21 protein-coding genes and 1 pseudogene are annotated in these 21,226 nt (G+C 72.9%); 9 read left to right on the forward strand and 13 right to left on the reverse strand.

Features of this window, described 5'->3' with window-relative positions:
* Positions 1-21: 21 nt before the first annotated feature.
* The gene (locus tag ACFYZJ_RS13270) at positions 22-318 is read left to right on the forward strand and encodes a SpoIIE family protein phosphatase (protein WP_388566525.1); all 297 of its coding nucleotides are present in this window, start codon (positions 22-24) and stop codon (positions 316-318) included.
* Here ACFYZJ_RS13270 and ACFYZJ_RS13275 read toward each other — a convergent pair.
* Positions 315-923: a TetR/AcrR family transcriptional regulator gene (locus tag ACFYZJ_RS13275; protein ID WP_388566527.1), complete on the reverse strand. Its 609-nt coding sequence runs from the start codon at positions 921-923 to the stop codon at positions 315-317. The genes ACFYZJ_RS13270 and ACFYZJ_RS13275 overlap by 4 nt on opposite strands.
* Before the next feature lie 113 nt (positions 924-1,036).
* Between ACFYZJ_RS13275 and ACFYZJ_RS13280 the strand changes: the two genes are divergently transcribed.
* On the forward strand, positions 1,037-1,921 hold the full coding sequence (locus tag ACFYZJ_RS13280) for an NAD(P)-dependent oxidoreductase (RefSeq protein ID WP_388566530.1): 885 nt from the start codon (positions 1,037-1,039) through the stop codon (positions 1,919-1,921).
* On the opposite strand, the gene ACFYZJ_RS13285 is transcribed toward ACFYZJ_RS13280, so the two are convergent.
* Complete coding sequence (locus ACFYZJ_RS13285; protein ID WP_388566532.1) at positions 1,918-2,367, reverse strand: PPOX class F420-dependent oxidoreductase; 450 nt, start codon at positions 2,365-2,367, stop codon at positions 1,918-1,920. The two genes, ACFYZJ_RS13280 and ACFYZJ_RS13285, sit on opposite strands and share 4 nt — an antisense overlap.
* A 76-nt stretch (positions 2,368-2,443) precedes the next feature.
* Between ACFYZJ_RS13285 and ACFYZJ_RS13290 the strand changes: the two genes are divergently transcribed.
* From ACFYZJ_RS13290 to ACFYZJ_RS13300, 3 genes are all read left to right on the forward strand, one after another.
* Positions 2,444-3,022, forward strand: a complete 579-nt coding sequence (locus tag ACFYZJ_RS13290; protein ID WP_388566535.1) for a TetR/AcrR family transcriptional regulator — start codon at positions 2,444-2,446, stop codon at positions 3,020-3,022.
* An 11-nt stretch (positions 3,023-3,033) separates the two neighbouring features.
* Positions 3,034-4,404 (forward strand): MFS transporter, encoded by a 1,371-nt coding sequence (locus tag ACFYZJ_RS13295; protein WP_388566538.1) that lies wholly within the window; start codon positions 3,034-3,036, stop codon positions 4,402-4,404.
* 62 nt (positions 4,405-4,466) lie between these two features.
* On the forward strand, positions 4,467-5,711 hold the full coding sequence (locus tag ACFYZJ_RS13300; RefSeq protein WP_388566540.1) for a serine hydrolase domain-containing protein: 1,245 nt from the start codon (positions 4,467-4,469) through the stop codon (positions 5,709-5,711).
* Between the two features lie 24 nt (positions 5,712-5,735).
* Here the strand turns inward: ACFYZJ_RS13300 and ACFYZJ_RS13305 are convergent, their stop codons facing one another.
* From ACFYZJ_RS13305 to ribA, 3 genes are all read right to left on the reverse strand, one after another.
* On the reverse strand, positions 5,736-6,797 hold the full coding sequence (locus tag ACFYZJ_RS13305; RefSeq protein WP_388566542.1) for a saccharopine dehydrogenase: 1,062 nt from the start codon (positions 6,795-6,797) through the stop codon (positions 5,736-5,738).
* Positions 6,798-6,846: 49 nt separating this feature from the next.
* Positions 6,847-9,324: a PAS domain S-box protein gene (locus ACFYZJ_RS13310; RefSeq protein ID WP_388566545.1), complete on the reverse strand. Its 2,478-nt coding sequence runs from the start codon at positions 9,322-9,324 to the stop codon at positions 6,847-6,849.
* 108 nt (positions 9,325-9,432) lie between these two features.
* Positions 9,433-10,116: a GTP cyclohydrolase II gene (gene ribA / locus ACFYZJ_RS13315; RefSeq protein ID WP_388566548.1), complete on the reverse strand. Its 684-nt coding sequence runs from the start codon at positions 10,114-10,116 to the stop codon at positions 9,433-9,435.
* Between the two features lie 55 nt (positions 10,117-10,171).
* On the opposite strand from ribA, the gene ACFYZJ_RS13320 reads away from it, so the two are divergent.
* Positions 10,172-10,984 carry a creatininase family protein gene (locus tag ACFYZJ_RS13320; RefSeq protein ID WP_388566551.1) on the forward strand — a complete coding sequence of 271 codons (813 nt, stop codon included), beginning with the start codon at positions 10,172-10,174 and terminating at the stop codon, positions 10,982-10,984.
* A 215-nt stretch (positions 10,985-11,199) separates the two neighbouring features.
* Here ACFYZJ_RS13320 and ACFYZJ_RS13325 read toward each other — a convergent pair.
* The 5 genes and pseudogenes from ACFYZJ_RS13325 to ACFYZJ_RS13345 all read right to left on the reverse strand — a co-directional run.
* A pseudogene (locus tag ACFYZJ_RS13325) lies at positions 11,200-12,186 on the reverse strand (YbhN family protein); the annotation flags it as partial.
* A complete protein-coding gene (locus ACFYZJ_RS13330; protein WP_388566553.1) occupies positions 12,183-13,109 on the reverse strand; it encodes a class I SAM-dependent methyltransferase in 927 nt (308 codons plus the stop codon). The pseudogene ACFYZJ_RS13325 and the gene ACFYZJ_RS13330, both read right to left, overlap by 4 nt.
* Positions 13,106-14,317, reverse strand: coding sequence for a glycosyltransferase family 4 protein (locus ACFYZJ_RS13335; protein WP_388566556.1), 1,212 nt, complete (start codon positions 14,315-14,317; stop codon positions 13,106-13,108). Before ACFYZJ_RS13335 ends, ACFYZJ_RS13330 begins: the two co-directional genes overlap by 4 nt.
* Complete coding sequence (locus ACFYZJ_RS13340) at positions 14,314-14,712, reverse strand: 6-pyruvoyl tetrahydropterin synthase family protein (RefSeq protein WP_388566558.1); 399 nt, start codon at positions 14,710-14,712, stop codon at positions 14,314-14,316. Before ACFYZJ_RS13340 ends, ACFYZJ_RS13335 begins: the two co-directional genes overlap by 4 nt.
* A 186-nt stretch (positions 14,713-14,898) precedes the next feature.
* Positions 14,899-15,879, reverse strand: a complete 981-nt coding sequence (locus ACFYZJ_RS13345; protein ID WP_388566560.1) for an FAD-dependent oxidoreductase — start codon at positions 15,877-15,879, stop codon at positions 14,899-14,901.
* Between the two features lie 107 nt (positions 15,880-15,986).
* Between ACFYZJ_RS13345 and ACFYZJ_RS13350 the strand changes: the two genes are divergently transcribed.
* Complete coding sequence (locus tag ACFYZJ_RS13350) at positions 15,987-16,766, forward strand: CDP-alcohol phosphatidyltransferase family protein (protein ID WP_388566563.1); 780 nt, start codon at positions 15,987-15,989, stop codon at positions 16,764-16,766.
* A gap of 22 nt (positions 16,767-16,788) precedes the next feature.
* Here the strand turns inward: ACFYZJ_RS13350 and ACFYZJ_RS13355 are convergent, their stop codons facing one another.
* Positions 16,789-17,244: an RpiB/LacA/LacB family sugar-phosphate isomerase gene (locus ACFYZJ_RS13355; protein WP_388566565.1), complete on the reverse strand. Its 456-nt coding sequence runs from the start codon at positions 17,242-17,244 to the stop codon at positions 16,789-16,791.
* A gap of 89 nt (positions 17,245-17,333) precedes the next feature.
* Here ACFYZJ_RS13355 and ACFYZJ_RS13360 point away from each other — a divergent pair, with 89 nt between their 5' ends.
* Positions 17,334-17,948, forward strand: a complete 615-nt coding sequence (locus ACFYZJ_RS13360) for a DNA polymerase ligase N-terminal domain-containing protein (protein WP_388566567.1) — start codon at positions 17,334-17,336, stop codon at positions 17,946-17,948.
* Positions 17,949-17,954: 6 nt separating this feature from the next.
* Complete coding sequence (gene ligD / locus ACFYZJ_RS13365) at positions 17,955-18,974, forward strand: non-homologous end-joining DNA ligase (RefSeq protein ID WP_388566569.1); 1,020 nt, start codon at positions 17,955-17,957, stop codon at positions 18,972-18,974.
* Positions 18,975-19,429: 455 nt separating this feature from the next.
* On the opposite strand, the gene ACFYZJ_RS13370 is transcribed toward ligD, so the two are convergent.
* Both ACFYZJ_RS13370 and ACFYZJ_RS13375 read right to left on the reverse strand, forming a co-directional pair.
* The gene (locus tag ACFYZJ_RS13370; protein ID WP_388566571.1) at positions 19,430-20,212 is read right to left on the reverse strand and encodes a TIGR03943 family putative permease subunit; all 783 of its coding nucleotides are present in this window, start codon (positions 20,210-20,212) and stop codon (positions 19,430-19,432) included.
* Positions 20,209-21,222, reverse strand: a complete 1,014-nt coding sequence (locus ACFYZJ_RS13375) for a permease (RefSeq protein WP_388566573.1) — start codon at positions 21,220-21,222, stop codon at positions 20,209-20,211. The genes ACFYZJ_RS13370 and ACFYZJ_RS13375 overlap by 4 nt, the downstream gene beginning before the upstream one ends.
* Between the last annotated feature and the right edge of the window lie 4 nt (positions 21,223-21,226).

The following is a 21,226-nucleotide window of genomic DNA, read 5'->3' on the forward strand; positions in this document are numbered from 1 at the left end:
CATCCCGTTCCCGCGCTCCAGGTGCCCGAACCCGCCCCGCCGCTCGGCCTCGGCGCCATGTCCGACGACGCGTACACGGCGGCGACCTTCCCCTTCCACGAGGGGGACAGGATCCTGCTTCACACCGACGGCGTCACCGAGACCCGCGACCGCGAGGGCACCTTCTACCCGCTCGCCGAACGCGTCTTGAGGTGGGCCGACCGGGCCCCCAGGTCGCTCCTGAAGGAGCTCACCACCGACCTCAGGGCATACGCGGGCGGCCCGCTCGACGACGACATGGCCATGATGGTCGTACAGCGGGGTCCCGAAGCCGCCTAGGACTCGTCGGAGGCACCCTTGTCGACGCTCGCGTCCAGCAGCGGTCCGAGTTCCCGTACCACGGTCGTCAGGGCCCGGTCGTCCCGTTCGGCGCGGGCGATCAGCAGGGCGCCCTCCAGGGCGCTGATCATGAGCGTCGCGAGTGCCTGCGCCCGGGCAGCCGGGACTCCCATGTCCGTCAGTGCCTCGGCGACCGGGCGCGTCCAGTGGGCGAACGCCGCCGCGGCCGCGGCGCGCGTGGAGTCGGTGGACTGTGCGCAGTCCACGGCCGCCGCTGCCACGGGGCAGCCGCCCTCGAAGCCGGTTCCGGCGAACTCCTCCGTCCACTGCCGGACCATCGCGGCGAACAGCCCGCTCGGTGTCGGCTCGGCCATGGACGCAAGGAAGCGGGCGATCCGCTTGGCGGCGTACCGGCCGGCCCATTCCACCGCCTCGTTGACGAGCTGTTCCTTGCCGCCCGGGAAGTAGTGCTGGAGCGAGCCGCGCGGCGCCCGCGCGTGCGCGGCGACGTCGCGCATGCCGGTCGCGGTGACACCGTCCCGCCGGATCAGCTGGGCCGCGCTGAAGACCATGCGCTCGCGTGGCCCCCGCTCGGACACCGCCATCGTGACCTCCGTCTCGACACTTCGGCACCCACCCTATGACCGGCGTCATAAGGCCGCTACTATGACCGCTGTCATAATCCACCTGGCGAGGCCTCGCACGGAGGGCGGTCCCCATGGACGTCGGCTTCATCGGTCTCGGGGTCATGGGTCAGCCGATGGCGCTCCGGCTGGCCCGGGCCGGCATCCCGCTCCTGGTCTGGAACCGCACGGCCGCCCGCACCGATCCGCTGCGGGCGGCCGGCGCCGAAGTGGCGGCGGATCCCGCCGAGGTGTTCGCGCGGACGGCCGTCGTGATCCTCATGCTGGCCGACGACCTCGCGATCGACGCCGCCCTGGGCCGCGGCACGCCGGACTTCGCGGCGCGCGTCGCCGGACGCGTCGTGGTCCACATGGGTACGACGTCGCCCGAGTACTCGCGCGCCCTCGACGCCGACGTGCGCGCGGCGGGCGGTCGCTACGTCGAGGCGCCGGTCTCCGGGTCCAGGGTGCCCGCGGAGAACGGGCAGTTGGTGGCGATGCTGGCCGGGGACGACTCGGCCGTCGAGGTCGTACGGCCGCTGCTGGCACCCCTGTGCCGGGAGACGTTCGTCTGCGGTCCCGTGCCGAACGCCCTGCTGATGAAGCTCTCGGTCAACCTGTTCCTGATCACGCTGGTGACCGGCCTGTCGGAGGCGTACCACTTCGCGGACCGGCACGGCCTGGACCGGCGGCTCTTCCTGGACGTCCTGGACGCGGGCCCCATGGCGAGCGGGGTGTCCCGTATGAAGGCGCCGAAGCTGTACGCCCGCGACTTCACGGTGCAGGCGGCGGCGCACGACGTCCTGAAGAACAACCGGCTGATCGCCGAGGCCGCCCGCAAGGCGGGGGTCGCCTCGCCGCTCCTCGACGTCTGCCACGCCCTGTTCGAGGAGACCGTGACGTTGGGCCACGGCCACGAGGACATGGTGGCCGTCCTGCGCGCGATCGAGTCACGGACGCAGGACGACCTCCGGGGTTAGTCCTGGTCGGTTGCCCTGGGGATGCCGTACGCGCGCTCGACGCGCAGGCGCAGCACCAGGCGGCGGTCGCGGACCATGGCGGCACGGTACTCGTCCCAGTCGGGGTGCTCGCCCAGGACGTCGCGGTACAGCCGGATGAGCTCCTCGACCGTCGCGTCGTACGGGTCCTCGGCGACGGGCGAGAGTTCGGCGGTGCCCTCGACGACCGTGTACGCCCACCGGTCGGCGCTCGTGACGTGGTACGAGGTCCTGGGATCGCGGCGGAGATTGCGGGTCTTGGCACGGTCGTCGGTGATCGAGACCCGAATGATCCGCTCATCGGGGTCATAGGCGTGGCTGACGTTCGACAGCTGGGGCCGGCCGTCCCGTTTGAGGGTGACGAGCACCCCACCGTGACCTTCGGAGAGCAGCGCGAGCAGCGCGTTCTGTGTCCCGTCGTGAGTCATACCCGGGTCAACTGACCGGGCCGAGCCGCGCATTCCCGAGTAGACAGTGTCTACCTCACGCTGGTAGACACTGTCTATGAATGATCACGAACCCGGGCTCCGTACCCGGCTGGTCGATGTCGGTGTCGAACTGGTGAACAGCGAAGGCGTGCAGGCCCTGACCTTGCGGGAGATCGCCCGGCGGGCGGGCGTCTCGCACGGGGCACCCCGCCGCTACTTCCCCACCCACCTCGAACTGCTGTCGGCCATCGCGCGCCGCGGCTTCACCGACCTGGCCGCCCGGGCGGCCGAGGCGGCCGGCGACGCGGCGGCGGACCCGCGCACCCGGCTCACAGCGCTGGGGCAGGCCTATCTGGACTTCGCGCTGACCCATGGCGGGATGCACGAGCTGATGTTCCGTCATGACCTGCTGGAGAGCGGCCACCTGGGCCTGCGCAAAGCGAGCCTTCCGTTGTTCTCCCTGCTCGTGGACCTGGTCGGCCGGGTCCGCCCGGACGCCGACGCGGCGCTGCTCGCGGGTTCCCTGCTGGCGAATCTCCACGGCATCGCACAGCTGTGGACCTGGGGCAGCCTCCAACTGGCCACCGGCGCCCGCGATGTCGCGCCCCTGCTGCGCACCGCACTGGACGCGCACCTCGGGCCGGCGACCCGGTGAGGGCGTACCGGGTGGTGACCCTCACGGCCAGTGTGGTGGGCGCGGTGATCGTCGCGCTGGACGGCACGGTGCTGACCGTGGCACAACCCGCACTGCGACGGGATCTGCGCGCCTCACTCATCCAGGTGCAGTGGACGAGCACCGGCTATCTCATCGCGGTGGCGAGTCTGCTGGTGTTCGCGGGCCGACTCGGCGACCACCACGGCCACCGGCGGGTCTTCGCCCTGGGCATGACCGGCTTCGCCGTGGCCTCCGCCGCGATCGGGGTGGCACCCGGCATCGGCTGGGTGATCGGACTGCGGGTGGTCCAGGGCGTGTTCGGGGCACTGCTCCAGCCGGCCACGCTCGGCATGCTGCGCGCCGCGTATCCACCCGAAGAGCTGGGGATGCCGATCGCGCTGCGCACCGGTGCGATCGGGGTGGCGGCGGCGGCCGGTCCGCTGGTGGGCGGTGCGCTGGTCTCCGGGTTCGGCTGGCGGGCCGTCTTCTTCCTGGGTGTCGCGCCCGCGCTGGCCATGGGTGCCCTCGCGGCGTTCGTACCCGAACCCGAGCGCCCGCCCGGCTCCTCGCCCGTCTCCGCACGCCGGCTCGACCTGCCGGGCGCCGGTCTGCTCGCGACGGCCCTGGTGGGCCTGGTGTACGCCCTCGTCGGCATCCCGGACTCCGGCTGGACCGCCCTGTCCACGTCGGCTCTGGTCGCGGCAGCGGCGGCCGGCTGCGCCTTCGTACGCCATGAACGGCGCGCCGCGAGCCCGCTGTTGCCGGCGGACGTGCTGCGCTCACCTGCCGTCGGCCGCGCGCTCGGGCTGCTGGTGGCGGCGTCGGCGGCGATGCTGGGGACGCTCTTCGTGAGCAGTTACGTGCTGCAGGACGTGCTGGGTCTCGACCCGTTGCGGACCGCGCTGCGCGCGCTGCCCGCCCCCGTGGCGATGGTGGCGTCGGCGCCCGCGTCGGCCGTGCTGATGCGCCGGTACGGTGCGCGCCGCACGGCCGCGGTGGCCATGGTGGTCCTCGCACTCGGCGTCCTGTCGCTCTCCCGGCTCGCCGAGGCTTCCGCGGTGGTGTGGGCGGGAATGGGATTCGTGCTGGTGGGTGCCGGTTTCGGCACGGTGATGGTGACGGCGACCGCCGTCGTCGTCCGGCAGGTGCCCGTCGCGTCGGCCGGGGTGGCCGGTGCTCTGCAGCAGACCGCGCTGAACGTCGGGCCCACGGTCGGCGTGGCCGCCACGAGCACGCTGATGACGTGCACGAATGCGGCGCCCGGGCCGACGCTCACGGCACTGGCCGGCGTCGCCCTGCTGGGCGTACCACTCGTGCCACGCCTGCCCGGCCGGTCCGAAGCCCGGACCACCGCCACGGAGGGACCGGCGCCGGTTCCGTAGCGAACCATGAAAGGTTGGGCCCGGAAGCCCGGGACCGCATCGGGAGAGACCGGAGGAGAACGATGGGACACCTGCGGCAGGAGGTCGAGCCGGAGGAGGTCGGCCTCGACCCGAAGGCGCTGGCCCGCCTCGACCAGCACTTCGCACACCAGGTCGACGACGGCCGGCTGCCCGGCTACCTGGTGGCCGTCGCCCGGCACGGCCGCATAGCCCACCTCACCACGTACGGACACCGCGACGTCGCCGAGCGGCTCGCGGTCGAGACCGACACGCTGTACCGGATGTACTCGATGACCAAGCCGGTCACGTCCGTCGCCGCGCTGATCCTCATGGAGGAGGGCCGCTTCGGGCTGGACACGCCCGTCGCCGACTTCCTGCCGGCGTTCGCCGAGCCACAGGTGTACGTCGAGGGCTCCGGCCCGGCCGTCCGCACCCGTCCCGCGCAGCAGCCCATCCTGGTCCGCCATCTGCTCACCCACACGGCCGGCCTGACGTTCGGCTTCTACCACTCCCACCCCGTGGACGCGCTGTACCGGGAGGCGGGCATCGACTCGTCCGTGGTGCCCGGCACGGACCTCGCCCGGACCTGTGAGGTGTACGCGCGGCTACCACTGCAGTTCGAGCCGGGCACGCAGTGGAACTACTCGGTGGCGACCAACGTCCTGGGCCGCCTCGTGGAGGTCGCCTCGGGCCAGGACCTGGATGTCTTCCTCGCCGAACGGGTCTTCGGGCCGCTGGGCATGGACGACGCGGGCCTGCACGTCACCGAGGACCAGGCGCCGCGCCTGGCCGAGCTGTACGGCGAGACGGGGAGTGGCGGCATCACCCCGGTCCCGGGCCTTCCGCTGCACGGACGGCCCCGTCTTCTCTCGGGGAGCGGCGGCATGGTGGCATCCGCGTACGACTACCACCGCTTCATGGAGTTCCTGCGCCGCCGCGGCGAACTGGACGGCACCCGGCTGCTGGCCACCGGCACGGTCACCGCGATGACCTCCAACCGCCTCCCGGGCGACGCCGATCTGCGGTCCTACGGCAGCCGGGTGCACCGTGAGCCCGGCAAGGCGGGCCTCGGTTTCGGCCTGGGCGTCTCCGTCGTCACCGACCCGCGACTCACCCGGTCTCCGGCGGTGCGGGGCGCGTTCGGCTGGAGCGGGGTGGCCAGCACCACGTTCTGGGTGGACCCGCACCACGACCTGACGGTCCAGTTCCTCACCCAGCTGCGTCCCACCGGCTCGCACACGGTGTACCCGGAGTTGAAGCGGCTCGTGCACGAGGCCCTGCCGGGGCGTGTCAGGTCCGCGGCGTGAAGCCCGGCCCGTCCGCCGCCGGTTCTACGAGCCGCTCCGGCCCGGCTGCCCTCTTCGGGCCCCGAGTGCTCGCACCGCCGCGTCGAAGTGTTCCCGGCAGCGGCCCCAGGCGCCGCCCACCTCGAAGTCCAGCAGCAGCGGGGTGAGCGCAGCCGAGAAGTCGGTGCTCGCCTCCAGGGGCAGCAGGGACGGGAGGTTGTCGATGGCGATGAGGTCGAGCACGGGCTCTTCGCGCAGCCGGCGCACCGGGCGCTCCCAGTCGGTCGGGGTGTCGTAGACCGGCAGGAGGTTCAGGGGCGAGCCCACGTCGACCGTCACGTCGCACACGGTGCGCAGCCGACGGCCGGGTTCGTCGAGGTCCTTGTCCGTCAGGAAGGGCGGGACGGGCCGGGTCGTCAGCACGGTGTTGACCATCAGCTCGTGGGCGAGCAGGGCCTCCCGGTCCAGCTTCCGGGTCTCTGCCAGATCCCAGCAGGTGGGGTCGGTGCCGGCGACGCCGAGCGCGACCCGGGCGCCGCGTCCGCTGCGGCCGAGGGCCCCGATCACCAGCGCCCGCACCTCGCCCGAGGCGGCGCGCAGTTGCTCGTCCAACTCCTCCTTGGACGTCGGCCGCAGCGGCGTGGTCAGCCGGCCTCGGTGCTGGAGCAGGGCGAGGGCGGCGCCCAGGTAGCCGGCCCAGTAGCCGAACGCGACGAGCCGCCGCCCGTCCTCGTCCACCAGGTACTCCAGGTCCAGCAGGGCGCCGCCGCCCGCGACGAACCGGCGCAACAGGGCCTCGGCGCCCGGCTGTCCCTTGTAGGCGTGCCCGAAGAACAGGTGGCGGTGGACCAACGCGGCGGGTTCGTCGGGGAGTTCCTTCAGGCCGACGACCACCGTGTCGAGCGGCGCCGTCACCCACGAGCCGGGCTCGGCGACACGGCAGCCCACCTGCTCGTACGCCTCGGCCGGGAACACCCGCTGCGGCGAGTCCTCGACCGTGAGGGTCATGCCGCTGTCCACCAGGCGCCGGGCGTCGGAGGGCACGATCGGTGTGCGCCGTTCGGTGGTACGGGACTCGTGGCGGAGCCACAGGTGGAGTGCGGTCATAGGCGGTTGACCTCCGGGCGCGGGGCGTCGGCCGCGAGGGGGCCGGCGCTCACGGGGCTGACGTGGACGAAGGGTACGCGCCCCGGGCGGAGATCCCCTCCGGCTGCGCCACGCCGACCAGGAGCAGTGTCACGTCGTCGTCATGGGCGGCCGTGTCCGGGATGAGGGTTTTGATGAGCCGGGCTGTGGCCCGGTCGAGGCTCTCCGGGTCCGCCCGGGTGGCCGTCAGGGCGTCGGCGAGCGTGTCGGTGAGGACGTCGATCTGGGTGTCGATGTCGGTGCCGGGCCGCTCGACCAGTCCGTCGGTGTAGAGGGCGAGTGTGCTGCCCGGCGGCAGCCGATGGGTCGCCTGCCGGTACGGCCCGCCGCCGCATGCGTCGTTGACGCCCAGCGGCACGCTGACCGGTGCCTGCAGCCGGCGAGCGGGCCCGTCAGGGGGCAGGGCGATGACCGGCAGGTGTCCCGCGGAGCACAGGGTGACCTCGCAGGCGTGCTGGTCGATCACCAGATAGGCGCAGGTGACGAGCTGGTCCGCCAGGTCGCTGACGAACGCGTCCAGGCCGGTCATGAGCCGGCTGGGCGATACGCCCGTGCGGGCCAGCGCGTGAGAGGCGGCGCGCAGCTGGCCCATGACGGCCGCCGCGTCCAGGCCCCGGCCCATCACGTCGCCGATGACGATGCCGGTACGGTCCCGGCCGAGGGGAATGATGTCGAACCAGTCGCCGCCGACTCCCGGGTCCTGGACGGAGGCGAGGTACCGGTGGGCGCTGGGCAGGTACGGCAGGCTGGGTGGTTCGCCCATGAGGCTGTGCTGGAGGGTGTAGGCGATGCGCCGTTGCTGCTCGTAGCGCTCGGCGCGGGCGGCCTCGGCCTGTTTGCGTTCGGTGATGTCCCGTACGGTCAGGAACAGCACCGTTTCCTGTTCGGCCTGGAGGGTGCTGACGCTCATCTCGACGGGGAACTCGCGGCCGTCGCTGTGCTGCCCGTACAGGTCCCTGTCCAGGACCATCGGCTTCGCCTCGTGCCGTCGCAGGTAGGCGCTCAGCAGCGCGCTGTGCCGCCGGCGCCGCGGGGCGGGCACCAGATCGACGACATGGGTGCCGACGAGGTCGTCGGGCGCATGGCCGAAGAGCCGTCGCACCTGAGCGTTGGCCATGACGATGGTGCCGTCGCCGTCCGTGATCAGGGTGGCGTCGGGTGCGGATTCCAGCAGTGCGCGGAAGCGGCGGTGGGCTCGCTGGACCTCACGCTGGGCCGCGACGCGTTCGGTGATGTCGGTGACCACGCCGCATACGGCGTAGGGCCTGCCGGACGGATCTTTGAGGGGGAACAAGCTGGTGAGGACGTCCTGGGGGCCGCTCGGCAGCTCGATGCGCTCCTCCCGCTGCACGGCGGCGCCCCGGGCCTGCATGTCGAGGTCGGCGGCCCACGCCTGACGCGCGGAGCCGGGCTGCAGGACGTCCCGGTCCCGGCGGCCCAGTACCCGTTCGCGGGACAGCCCGGTGTTCTCCTCGAACCTGGTGTTGACGGCCAGGAAGCGGCCGTCGAGGTCCTTGATGAAGACCACCGCGGGCGTGTGGTCCATGAACGCCTGCAGCAGTTCGTTCTGCCGCACCTGCCATTGCGCACAGGCGTGCGCCACCTCGATACGGCGGCCCACGACCAGGGCGACGAAGACGACAGCGGTGAACACGGTCACCACGCCGCACACCAGCAGCGCGGTGCCCAGACGCCTCCCGTACAGCCCCGCGTCCTCACCGGCCAGGACGACCCGGCCCAGCAGCAGCGGCACGACCAGCGTGGTGGTGAACAGCCGGCGACCCAGCGCACCCGTGGTGCCGGCGTTCGTCAGCAGTCCCGCAGGGCCTTGGTTAGGCCGGGCGAGGAACGCGGCGATGCCCAGCAGCACCAGGGCGAGGGCGGTGTGCAGGGCCATGCCGGTGTAGTCACCGAACCGTTCCAGCTCGGGCACGGCGTAGGCGAAGCCGTACAGCCGCAGCATGCCCAGGGCGAGGACGGCCAGGCCCGGGATCTGACTCGTCCAGGCGGGTAGTCGGGGCGTGCTCGCGCACAGTGACGCCACGCTGCCGAGCGTCAGCGCCGCGGCAGTGTTCGGTGCCATCCGTCCGGGCATGCCGGTCGCCACCCGAGCTGTGTCGTCCGTGAAGAGGAGTTCGTCGATGCCCAGGCCGGCCCCGGTCACGTACTCCAGCACGGTGAGCCCGCCGATCAAGGCGGCCAGGACCGCTGCCGCACGGGCCACGGCGATCACCCGCGGGGTCGCGGATCCGAGAGCCACCACGAACAGGGAGAGGCCCAGCGCCAGCAGGGCCACGGCGGTGTTCGGTTTCATGGACGCGGCAACGCCCGGCAGCACGCTCTTCAGGACGCCGATCCCGAGGATCCAGCCGGTCAGGCCCACCGCGCCCAGCGCAGCGGCCACCAGGGACGCGCTCTGAGCCACGACGCGAGCAGCGGCCGGGGCGGACTCACGGAACGGCAGCCCCCCGGCCTGCTCTGTACGCATCACCCATCATCACCTTGGCCGACATGACCTCATCGGGACAATGGGCTAAGTATGACAAATGCACCCCTGGCGCGGCGGCCGGCGCCGGACGGCCGCCGCGCGAGCCGCTCACGAGGACTGCACCACCGCGTCCAGGTGCGGCAGGTAGTGGTCGAGCCGCTCCCGCTTGGTGCGCAGGTAGGTGATGTTGTTCTCGCACGGCGGTATCAGCAGCGACACCTGCTCGTCGACCTTGATGCCGTGCCGCAGCAGTGCCTCCCGCTTGCGCGGGTTGTTGGAGAGCAGGCGCACGGACCGTACGCCGAGGTCGTGCAGGATCTCCGCGGCCACCCGGTAGTCGCGGGCGTCCACCGGCAGACCGAGGGCGAGATTGGCCTCGACCGTGTCCAGGCCCTCCGACTGGAGCTTCATCGCGCGCAGCTTGGCCAGCAGGCCGATGCCGCGGCCCTCGTGGCCGCGCAGGTAGACGACGATGCCGCGGCCCTCGGCCACGACCTGCCTGAGGGCGGTGGCGAGTTGGGGACCGCACTCGCAGTGCGTGGACCCGAAGGCGTCCCCGGTCAGGCACTCGGAGTGCAGGCGGACGAGCATGCCCTCTTCCTCGATGTCTCCGTACACCAGCGCCACTTGTTCGTCACCGCGGTCGTGGTCGAGGTAGCCGACGGCCTGGAAATCACCGTACTTGGTGGGCAGGGGTGCATTCACGACTCGGGTGACCCCGGTGGGGACGTTCGCGATCCGGGTGACTCCCGAGGGGGCATTCCCGCCGAGCACGCCGTCAACGTCTGTCATGATCTGATTCCTATCTGGTAAGCGCAGGCGGTACGAGACGAAAGGCCGTGAAAAGATGAGCGGTTCGGGAACTACGGATACTGCCGGTGGCCACACCGCGGGTGTGCTGCCGTCGGACACCTCCCGGGACGTACAGGAGCGGGCGAAGGGTCCGCACGGTCAGATCGCGGTCCTTCCCGTGGGCAGTTTCGAACAGCACGGCCCGTACCTGCCGTTGGCGACCGACACCCTGGTCGCCTGCGCGATCGCCCGCGAGCTGGCCGCCGCGTATCCGGTTCACCTCCTTCCCCCGGTGACGATCTCCTGCTCGCACGAGCACGCGGCGTGGCCGGGAACGGTGAGCATCTCCTCCGTCACGCTCCACGCGGTGGTACGCGACATCGCCGCGTCGCTCGAACGCTCGGGCGCCCGGGCCCTGGTCCTGGTCAACGGTCACGGCGGAAATTACGTCCTCGGCAATGTGGTCCAGGAAGGCAATGCCGTCCGGGATTCCTCGGGCAGTGGTGTGCGGATGGCGCTTTTCCCGGCCCCGGAGGACTGGGAGTCGGCCCGGGAGCGGGCCGGGGTGCACACCTCGCTGCTCAGCGACATGCATGCCGGGGAAATCGAGACCTCCATTCTTCTGCACTGTCATCCCGAATTGGTCAGGCCCGGGCACGAGACCACGGATTTCATCGCCGACGACCGACGCCATCTGCTCACCCTCGGTATGTCGGCCTATACGGAGTCCGGTGTCATCGGGCGCCCTTCCATGGCTTCCGCGGAGAAGGGGAAGCAGTTGCTCGCGACGCTCGCGGAGTCCTTCGAGCCGTATTTCTCCCTGGTCGCCTCGGACGGCGGCGACGATGGTGTGACACATCGCCGGTGACCCCGCGTCAGAAAGAACGCGGGGGCCGAGCGGGTGCGGCGGGTGTGCGGACGGGGGGCGCGCAGCGCGTGGGGGATGCGCTCCGCGCCCGGTACGGGGTGCCGGCAGGGTGCCGTGGGGGCTTCGACCTCCTCGGCGGCGTTCTCCGCCACGGTGCGCGGGTGCCGCAGACCCATGTACCAGCGGGCGAGGAGGACGAGGACGCCGGGCAGGCTCGCCACGAAGCTGAGGACGCCGTAGACGACGGCGACCGCCAGTCCGGTGTCCGCGCCGAGGCCCGCCGCGCCGAAGGCCCAGGCGGTGACGCCCTCCCGGGGGCCGAAGCCGCCGATGTTCAGCGGCAGGCCCATCGCGATGAGCGCGAGCAGGGCCAGGGGCAGCAGAGTGACCGGGGAGGCGTGCGATCCGGCGACCCGTGCGGCCACCAGGAACATCAGCAGGTGTCCGGCGAGCACGAGGACGGACGACAGCAGGACGGAGGGCCAACTGCCGCGGGCCAGCAGGGCGGTGCGCGCCTCGGTGCACGCGGCGCCGAGTGCCCGGCGGCGGCGTGACGGGCGGGGGGTGCGGCCCATGCGCACGGCCACCACGATGGCGAGCGCGCCGAGCGTGGCGAGCGCCGTCAGGCCGGCCAGATGACGGGCCTGGACCAGCACCGGCGAGGGCAGGGTGAGCAGGGCAGGGACACCGACCGCCACCAGGGCCACCTGGCCGGCGGTGCGCTCCAGGACGACGGCGCGCACACCCCGGCCCACGTCACCGGCGCTCTGCCCGTGCCGCACCGCGCGGTGCACGTCGCCGAGGACGCCCCCCGGGAGCGCCGCGTTGAGGAACAGGGCGCGGTAGTAGTCCGCGACGGCGGCGCCGAACGGCAGCCGGATGCCGAGCGCATGGGCGACCCGGCACCAGCGCCAGGCGCTGAACACGGTGGTCAGCACCCCGATCCCGAGCCCGGCGAGCAGGGTCGGCACGTCGATCCGCCGCAGCCCGTCGAGGAACACCCCGGTCCCGAGCCGCCACAGCAGCACCCCGAGGATGAGCGCCCCGGCGACGGTCCCGAAGTGGGTGCGCAGGGCGCGCAGGGCCCGGCGGCGCGCGGGTGCCTCGGCGTGGGTGACGGCCGCCACGGGGACGGTTTCCACCACGGGCGCTCCCACCTCCTCCACCGCCGTCGCCGGAGCCGCCGTCCACGTCGTCATCATGCGCCTCCCGTCCGGCGGGGCAGGACCAGTACGTCGCTGTGGTGGACCACGACGCGCAGATCACCCGCCGCGCAGGCGGCCAGGCGGTCCCGCAGATACGTCTCCGCGCGGGGCGCGAGGTCCGGGCGCTGTTCCACGGCCGCGCCGACCCAGCCGCGCAGCCACTCCTGCGTCAACTCCCGTTGGCCTGCGCCGAGTCGCCACGGGCTCGGATGGACCCGTACGCTCGCGCCGAGCCGGTCGAAGGCCGCGCAGGCCGCGCGCACCGCGTCGGGACCGAGGAGGTCCCCTCGCCGCTGGTGGGCGTTGAACGCCTCACCGATGTCCGGGTCCATGGGGTGCGCGGGCGTCAGTTCCACGCGGCCCACGACGGACAGGGTCAGCAGCGCCGGGCAGCCCGCGCCGACGCAGGCCCGGGCGAGCGTGTCGATCTCGTCGGCGGTGAGCACGTCGAGCAGCGCGGACGCGGTCACCAGCGACGCCCCGGTCAGCGCGTCGGCGGTGAGCCGGCCGATGTCGCCGCGCTGGGTGGTCACGGTCACCCGGCCGCCGTCGGCCGCCGCGCGGGGCGCCCCCACCGATGCGAAGTGCAGCAGATAGGGGTCCCGGTCGTGCAGCACCCAGTGCTGGGCGCCGTCGAGCAGCGGGGCGAGCCAGCGGCCCATGGAGCCGGTGCCGCAGCCCAGGTCGTGCACGATCAGCTCGGTGCCGCGCCCCGGCTGGTTCGCCAGCCGGATCCGCAGCGGGTCGAGCAGTTCGTGCGCCCGCGCCGCCGCGTCGGCGGGCTCCCGCAACGTCAGCCACTGCGGGGCGTAGCGGGGCACCTCGGTCTCGCCGCCTCCGGGGGCGGGGATCGCGGGGAGCGCCCCGGGCTCCGGTTCCGTGGACGCCTCGGCCCCCGCCGATGTCGTACCCGTGTTCATACCGCCCTCCGAGGCTCGTGCAGCCGGCCCAGCACACCCGCCAGGCTGCGTGCCGTGGTCGCCCAACCGTCCAGTGCCGCCCGGCGGCCGCGCGCGGCGGCCTTGAGCCGGCGCCGTACGTCCGCCTCGCCGAACCAGCCGCGCAGCTCCGCGGCGATCGCGGCGGGGTCCTCCGGCGGGACGAGGATGCCGGGCACCCCGCCGTCCGGCGCGCGCCCGACCGCCTCCGGAAGGCCTCCGACATCGGTGGCGAGGACCGGGATGCCGCGCGCCAGGGCCTCGGTGACGGCCATGCCGTACGTCTCGGCGTACGAGGTGAGGACCATGAGGTCGGCGGAGGCGTAGCTCGCCTCGAGTTCGGCACCGGACTGCGGCCCGGTCAGGTGCAGCCGGTCGCCGAGACCGTGCTCGTCGATGAGGGCGCGCAGCCGCTCCACGTACTCCGGGTCGTGGCCGAGCCCGCCCACGCACACGCAGGACCACGGCAGGTCCTTCACGGCGGCGAGGGCCTCGATGAGCCGGTGCTGCCCCTTGCGGGGCGTGACGGCGGCGACGCACAGCAGCCGGGAGACGCCGTCGGTGCCGGGGGCGAGGGGGGCGATGTCGGCGCCGGGGGCGGCGACATGGACCCGCTCGGGGGCGAGCCCGTGGTGGGAGACGAGCCGGCGCACCGCCCAGTCGCTGGTGGCGATCACGGCGGGCACGGCCCGCAGGGTGTCGCGCTCCTTGGCGTCGAGTTCGGCCGCGGTCTCGGGGTCGAGCCCGGTCTCGTCGCCGAGCGGCAGGTGCACCAGGACGGCGAGGCGCAGGCGTTCGGCCTCGGGCACGACGATCTCGGGGACGCCGCAGGCGACCAGGCCGTCGAGCAGGACGACCGTGCCGTCGGGCAGGTCGCGCAGCGTACGGGCGAGTTCGGCCCTGGTCTGCGCGCCGGGCCGCGGCCAGGAGCCCTCGACCAGGTGCCTTTCCACCTGCCAGCCGAAGCCGGGCAGGTCCAGGCAGATCCGGCGGTCGTAGGCGTTGCCGCCGCTCGGGCGCGCAGGATCGTCGACGCCGCCCGGCATCACGAAGTGCACGGTACGCAGGGACATGGGGACGATGTCCGCGTTCCTGAGGGCCGTGTTCTGCACGGGCACATAGCCGAGACGGGGCTGGGCCGGCTGCCCGGTGGTGTGCACGGACGCGTGGTCGATGGTCGTGTCCGTCACAGGGCACGCTCGTAACTCGCCCAGGCGATGTGCGACTCGTGCAGCGTGACGGTGATGCCGGCGATGCCCCGGGCGCTCTCCCCGAGCGCGCCCTTGTGGATCCGCTCGGCGAGGCGGTCGGCGATCACCTTGGCCAGGAACTCCGTCGAGGTGTTGATGTTCGCGAAGTCCGGCTCGTTGTCGAGGTTGCGGTAGTTGAGCTCACTCACCACCGCCCCCAGTTCCTGCGTGGCCAGTCCGATGTCGACGACGATGTTGTCGTCGTCCAGCTCGGCGCGGCGGAAGGTGGCGTCCACGAGGAACGTCGCTCCGTGCAGGCGCTGCGCGGGTCCGAAGACCTCGCCGCGGAAGCTGTGGGCGACCATCAGGTGATCGCGGACGGTGATGCTGAACAACGGACGACCCTCCAGGTGCGGTGCGTCTGGTCCCCTTCCGGGGTATGCCGTGTAGTACGGCTGACCCCTCCGCGTTGTTCAGCTGCCCGTTCTCCTTGTTCGGAGGTTCCTTGGGAATTCCTTGGGAGTTTGCCCCAAGGGCGGGCAACTCGGGCGGTTGGGGGGTGCCTTGTGGACCCCCGGGACTCAGTCGGCGGGATACAGGATGCGGTGGCACAACCCCTTGAGCTCACCACGGGTGAGGCGCGGCAGCACGTCGGGGAGGTCTTCGAAGCGGGACTCGCCGGTGATGAGCGCGTCGAACGCGGGGTCGGCGAGCAGGTCGAGGGCGAGGGCGATGCGGTCGGCGTAGGTGCGTCCGGCGCGGGCGCGCGGCGAGACGGTGCCGACCTGGCTGCTGCGGATCGTGAGGCGGCGGGAGTGGAAGGCCTCGCCGAGCGGCAGGGTGACGCGCCGATCGCCGTACCAGCTGAGCTCGACGACGGTGCCCTCGGGCGCGAGGAGTTCCAGGGCGCGGACGAGCCCCTGTGCACTGGCGCTGGCGTGGACGACGAGGTCGCACTCGCCGAGGGCGTCCTCGGGCAGGGCGAAGTCGACGCCGAGCGCGCGGGCGGTCTCGGCGCGCTCCGGGTCGGCGTCGACGAGCTGGACGCGGACGCCGGGGTGGCGGGCGAGGAGGGCGGCGACGGAGCATCCGATCATGCCGCCGCCGACGACCGCGATCCGGTCACCGAGCTGCGGGCCCGCGTCCCACAGGGCGTTCACGGCGGTCTCGACCGTGCCGGCCAGGATGGCGCGGTGGGCGGGCACGGCGTCGGGGACGACGGTGACGGCGGAGGCGGGGACGACGTACCGGCTCTGGTGCGGGTACAGACAGAAGACGGTCCGCCCGACCAACTCCTCCGGCCCCTGCTCCACCTGCCCGACACTCAGGTAGCCGTACTTCACGGGGGCCGGGAAGTCGCCCTCCTGGAACGGGGCCCGCATGGCGGCGTGCTGGCTGACGGGGACACCGCCGCGGAAGACGAGGGTCTCGGTGCCGCGACTGACACCGGAGTACAGCGCGCGCACCAGCACCTCGCCGTCACCGGGCTTCGGCAGCCGCGCCTCCCGCAGCTCCCCGAGGCCCGGCGAACGCAGCCAGAAGGCGCGAGCTGTGAGGTCCATGTGCGTCTCCCTGAACGATCCGGCGTTTCACCACGTACGCAGCTACGAGAAGTCGCGCACAAGGTACGCGCGAAGATCCAATCTGTCACTTGGCCGGAGGGTGAGCGGTGGCCCTGAACCACACATACGAGGCGAGGCTCTTGCAGCAGGAGACGACCGTGGGGGCGGGCGTGCAGGTACTGCTGCTGACCTTGCTGGGCACGGCGATCGGCATGGGGCCGGCGGGCTGGCTGACGGGCCTGGCGTTCGCGCTCGCCACCTGGGCCGTGCTCACCCGCGCCGTGCTCCGCTCCCGGCTGACCTCCTTCGGCCCGGCCAACCGGGTGACGCTGGGCCGGGCGATCCTGGTGGGCGGGGTGACGGCGCTGGTCGCGGACTCGTTCGAGAGCGCGCCGCCGGTGCGGGTGTTCGTGGGGCTGACGGCGGTCGCGCTGGTCCTGGACGGCGTGGACGGCAAGGTGGCCCGCCGCACGGGCACGTCGACGGCGCTGGGCGCGCGCTTCGACATGGAGGTCGACGCGTTCCTGATCCTGGTGCTGAGCGTGTACGTGTCGATGGCGCTGGGCCCGTGGGTGCTGCTCATCGGCGCGATGCGGTACGTGTTCGTGGCCGCGGCCCGCGTGCTTCCGTGGCTGAACGGCGAACTGCCGCCGAGCATGGCCCGCAAGACGGTGGCGGCGGTGCAGGGCGTCGCGCTGCTGGTGGCCGCGTCGGGGCTGCTGCCGTACGCGGCGAACGTGGGGGTCGTCGGGTGCGCGCTGGCGTCGCTGGTGTGGTCGTTCGGGCGGGACGTGCTGTGGCTGTGGAGCGTGCGGGGCGGCATGGCGGTGGAGTCGTCCGCCGCGATGGTGATGGAGCCGGTCGCGGAACTGGTGGCGGGCGGCTGACCGGCGCCATCGCCTCAGGTCGTCAGGAGCCGGCCCGCGTGGCGTCGAGCCGTCCGACGCGGGCCACGTTCTCCCGGTCCTCGGGGTCCTCGCTGGGGCGGGCGGCGAACCAGGCGTCGAGGATCTCCTTCAGGAGCGGCTCCGAGGTCAGGCGCAGGCTGAGCGCGAGCACGTTGGCGTCGTTCCAGCGACGGGCGCCCTCCGCCGTGTACGCGTCGGTGCACAGGGCGGCCCGTACGCCCGGCACCTTGTTCGCGGCGATCGACGCGCCCGTACCGGTCCAGCAGCACACGACCGCCTGCTCGGAACGCCCGTCGGCGACGTCACGGGCCGCGGCCTGGGAGCACGCCGCCCACTGCGGGTCGTCCCCGGGGCTCAGCGCCCCGTGGGTCAGCACCTCGTGGCCGCGGGCGCGCAGTTCCGCCACGAGGCCGCGGGCGACGGGTTCGTCCATGTCCGAGGAGACCGAGATCCGCATGTCTCGGAGGGTACCCGCTCACACCTACCGGGTGGTCCCGGGAACCTGCGGGGTACTCGGGCGCCGGACCGAGTCGGAAGGAGCCGGACGTGAGCGGCAGCGATCGGCTGCGGGAGTACCGCGGCAAGCGTGACTTCGAGCGGACCGCCGAGCCCCGGGGCGAGACGGCGGCTCCGGGCGCGGAGCCCCACTTCGTGGTGCAGATCCACGACGCGAGCACCCTGCACTTCGACTTCCGGCTCCAGGTCGGCGACGTCCTGAAGTCCTGGTCGATCCCCAAGGGCCCGTCCGCCGACCCCGGTGACAAGCGGCTCGCCGTGCCCACCGAGGACCATCCGCTGGAGTACGAGGACTTCGAGGGCGTCATTCCGGCGGGCGAGTACGGCGGCGGCACCGTGATCGTCTGGGACCGCGGCACCTACCGGCCGCTCAGCCACGACCGGCGCGGGCACCCCGTGCCCTTCGAGGAGTCGCTGGAGCGCGGGCACGCCACGTTCCGGCTCGACGGGTCGAAGCTGCACGGCGAGTACGCCCTCACCCGGTTCCGCGGCGGCGAGAGGGGCGGCAGGCAGGAGGCATGGCTGCTGGTGAAGGCGGGCCGTGCCGGCTCCGGCGGCCAGGGGACGCCCGACCCGCGCCGCGCCCGGTCGGTCCGCAGCGGGCGCACGCTCGCGCAGGTGGCCGCGGACGGCGGTGAGGGGTGAGGGGTCATGAGCGGCCTCCTTCAGGCGCTGCCCGCCGAGCAGCGCCGGTTGGTCGGCACGGCGCGTCCCGGCACCGAACTCGCCGCCCGGCCCATGCTCGCCACGCTCAGCGACCGGCGCGACTTCTCCGGCGGCGGAAAGTGGATCTTCGAGCGGAAGCTGGACGGCGTCCGTGTGCTCGCGGTGCGCGAGGACGACCGGGTTGTACTGCTGTCCCGCTCGGGCCACCGCCTCAACGCCACCTACCCGGAGATCGTCGACGCGCTCACCGCCCAGAGTTGCGCGGACTTCACCGTCGACGGCGAGATCGTCGCGTTCGCGCACGGCCGCACCGACTTCTCCCTCCTCCAGCGGCGCATGGGGCTGACACGGCGACGGGACGTCGAGGCGAGCGGGGTCGCCGTCACCTACTACCTCTTCGACCTGCTGCGGCTGGCGGGAGCGGACACCCGGCGGCTGCCGCTGCGCACCCGCAAGTCGCTGCTGCGGCGCGCGCTGACCTACCGGGACCCACTGCGGCTGACCACCCATCGCAACGAGGGCGGCGCCGAGCTGCTGGCCGCGTCGTGTGCCCGGGGCTGGGAGGGGCTGATCGCCAAGCGGGCCGACAGCACCTACCAGTCACGCCGCTCCACGGACTGGCTCAAGCTCAAGTGTTCCCTGGGCCAGGAGTTCGTCATCGGCGGCTTCACCGAACCCGCCGGCAGCCGGGTCGGCCTCGGTGCCCTGCTGCTCGGCCACCACGAGGGCGGCCGCCTGCGCTACGCGGGCAAGGTCGGCACCGGCTTCGACCGCCGCACCCTGCTCGCCCTGCGCACCCGCATCGATGAACTGACCACCGCCGCCTCGCCGTTCACCGATCCGGTGCGCGAGAGGGGTGCCCGGTGGGTACGACCCGAACTGGTCGCCCAGATCGCGTTCACGGAGTGGACGAGGGACGGCATGCTGCGCCATCCACGGTTCCTGGGCCTGCGGGAGGACAAGAGGGCGAGCGAGGTGGTACGGGAGCGCGCGGGGCACGCGTAGCCGCGGGCGGTCTCAGGTAGCTGCGGCGGTCGCGGGTAGCTGCCGGAAGTCTCAGGTAGCTGCGGGCAGTCGTGCCTCCCCCAGAGCCTTGACGGTCCTTGACGGCCTGGGGGGACCCTCAGGGCGGCATGGATGGGCGCAGCGGCGCCCTGCGAGCGTCGGCAAGCGCGACCCACCCCCGGCCCGCCCCCGCGCCGGGCAACCGATAACCGCCGGGCAGCGTCACCAGTGCCGCGGCAGGCAACGTTTGCCCGTCAAGGAGCGGCGTCCGGTGCGTGCTCCGGGGGTACCCCCTGCTCGAAGAGCTTGGGGGAGTTCCGGCCGGAAGCCCTCGTACTGGACGTACCTGGGGTTTCGGCCGGTGCGGCGAGTGGGGGTCCCCTATGCTCGAAGAGCTTGGGGGAGCGTGCCGGGCGTCGCGGCGGGGCGAACGTTGCCTGTCGCGGCACCCGCGCTCAGCTGTTCCAGCTCTCGTCGTACGGGTCGCTCGGGGTCCCGACCGGCTTCGCCCGGATCACGTCGAGGTACGGGATGATCCCGCCGTTGACGGGGTCCTTGGTGCGCTTCGCGGTGTAGGTGCCGGTGACGTCGAGCCAGGAGTCCGGCTGCAGCACGGGCGGCAGCTTGCCGGTCAGGCCGATCTTGACCGGCTGGGCGTCGGCGGCGCAGCAGTTGAGGGCCATGCGGACCAGGTAGGGCGTCCCGGCGTGGTCCACGGCGACGAATCCGGTGATCTCCACCTTCCGGCCGTCGAGGGAGCGGCCGTGGCCGTACGCCGCGCGGCCCGCGTAGTCCACCAGGCCGAGCCTGACCGGGTCGCCGGACGGCAGGGCCGGGTAGGCCAGGGGCGGCTGCAGGGCCGTACCGGAGCGCACGGCGCTGTACGAGCCGAGCGCGGGCGGCGCGACCAGGATGAGCGCGAACAGGGGGAGGACGAGGAGCCAGGAGATCCGCGGCTCGCGGTGGGCGTGGCCATGCCCGTCGTCGTGTTGGTCACGTTTGTCGCGTTCGTCACGTTCATCGTGTGACTCGCCGCCGGGGTGTTGCCGGGCCGCCCGCGCGTGGCGCAGCTCGTACCAGACCGTGGCGGCCGCCGCCGCGAGCAGCACGGCGCCGGCCGCGAGCAGCAGCGGTTGCAGTCCCGCCTTGACGTAGCGCAGGTACAGACCGGTGGTCCCGGCGTGCAGCAGGGCCCCGCCGACCAGGAACAGGACGGCCGCTTGTGCCTGGCGGTTCACAGCAGCACCGCCCCGGTCAGGACGGACACGGTGATCGCCAGCGCTAAGGTGGCGGGCGCGAACCGCACCGCGAAGGCGCGGCCGAAGGTGCCGGCCTGCATCGCGAACAGCTTCAGGTCGATCATCGGCCCGACCACGAGGAACGCCAGCCGCGCGGTCAGCGAGAACTGCGACAGCGAGGCCGCCACGAACGCGTCCGCCTCGGAGCAGATGGACAGCAGCACCGCGAGCACGGAGAGCGCGAGGACCGCCACCACCGGGTTGCCGGCCGCCGTCCGCAGCCAGCTCGCCGGTGCCACGGCCTTGAGGGTCGCCGCGGCCATGGCGCCGACGACCAGGAAGCCCCCGGCGTGCATCACGTCGTGCCGTACGGACCCCCAGAACGCGGCCCCCTTGCTCTGCCCCTCGTATGACGCCCGGGCCGGCGGCCGCAGCCAGTCGGTGCGGCCGAGCCGCTGCCACAGCCAGCCCATCGCGCACGCCACCAGCAGGCTCGCCACGAACCGGGCGAGGACCATCTCCGGGTCACGCGGGAACGCGACGGCCGTGGCGGTCAGCACGATCGGGTTGATCGCGGGCGCGGACAGCAGGAACGCCAGCGCCGCCGCGGGCGTCACCCCCCGGCGCACGAGCGCCCCGGCGACCGGGACCGAGGCGCACTCGCAGCCGGGCAGGACCGCCCCGGCCACCCCGGCGACGGGCACCGCGAGCGCGGGCCGTTTCGGCAGCGCGCGGGCGAAGAACGACGGCGGGACGAACACCGCGAGCGCCGCGGACAGCAGTACGCCGAGGACGAGGAACGGCAGCGCCTGGACGACCACCGCGAGGAACACGGTCATCCAGCTCTGCATCACCGGAGCGCCCAGCGCCCGGCGGATCGGGCCCTGCCCGACGACCAGCAGGAGCAGCAGCAGGGTCAGGCCGAGGGAGGAGTTGAACTGCCAGCCCTGCGAAGGCTCCTCGTCATGGCCCCGGTCGACCGGGGCCGGGGGTGCTTTGACGACGGTCACGGGC

The organism is Streptomyces sp. NPDC001848, from assembly GCF_042891915.1.
GTDB lineage: Bacteria > Actinomycetota > Actinomycetes > Streptomycetales > Streptomycetaceae > Streptomyces.

Bases quoted from the DNA above. Each gene is read 5' to 3' on its own strand.
- ACFYZJ_RS13275 (WP_388566527.1), bottom strand. From the start codon at position 923: ATGGCGGTGTCCGAGCGGGGGCCACGCGAGCGCATGGTCTTCAGCGCG.
- ACFYZJ_RS13280 (WP_388566530.1), top strand. From the start codon at position 1,037: ATGGACGTCGGCTTCATCGGTCTCGGGGTCATGGGTCAGCCGATGGCG.
- ACFYZJ_RS13285 (WP_388566532.1), bottom strand. From the start codon at position 2,367: ATGACTCACGACGGGACACAGAACGCGCTGCTCGCGCTGCTCTCCGAA.
- ACFYZJ_RS13290 (WP_388566535.1), top strand. From the start codon at position 2,444: ATGAATGATCACGAACCCGGGCTCCGTACCCGGCTGGTCGATGTCGGT.
- ACFYZJ_RS13300 (WP_388566540.1), top strand. From the start codon at position 4,467: ATGGGACACCTGCGGCAGGAGGTCGAGCCGGAGGAGGTCGGCCTCGAC.
- ACFYZJ_RS13305 (WP_388566542.1), bottom strand. From the start codon at position 6,797: ATGACCGCACTCCACCTGTGGCTCCGCCACGAGTCCCGTACCACCGAA.
- ACFYZJ_RS13310 (WP_388566545.1), bottom strand. From the start codon at position 9,324: ATGCGTACAGAGCAGGCCGGGGGGCTGCCGTTCCGTGAGTCCGCCCCG.
- ribA (WP_388566548.1), bottom strand. From the start codon at position 10,116: ATGACAGACGTTGACGGCGTGCTCGGCGGGAATGCCCCCTCGGGAGTC.
- ACFYZJ_RS13320 (WP_388566551.1), top strand. From the start codon at position 10,172: ATGAGCGGTTCGGGAACTACGGATACTGCCGGTGGCCACACCGCGGGT.
- ACFYZJ_RS13330 (WP_388566553.1), bottom strand. From the start codon at position 13,109: ATGAACACGGGTACGACATCGGCGGGGGCCGAGGCGTCCACGGAACCG.
- ACFYZJ_RS13345 (WP_388566560.1), bottom strand. From the start codon at position 15,879: ATGGACCTCACAGCTCGCGCCTTCTGGCTGCGTTCGCCGGGCCTCGGG.
- ACFYZJ_RS13355 (WP_388566565.1), bottom strand. From the start codon at position 17,244: ATGCGGATCTCGGTCTCCTCGGACATGGACGAACCCGTCGCCCGCGGC.
- ligD (WP_388566569.1), top strand. From the start codon at position 17,955: ATGAGCGGCCTCCTTCAGGCGCTGCCCGCCGAGCAGCGCCGGTTGGTC.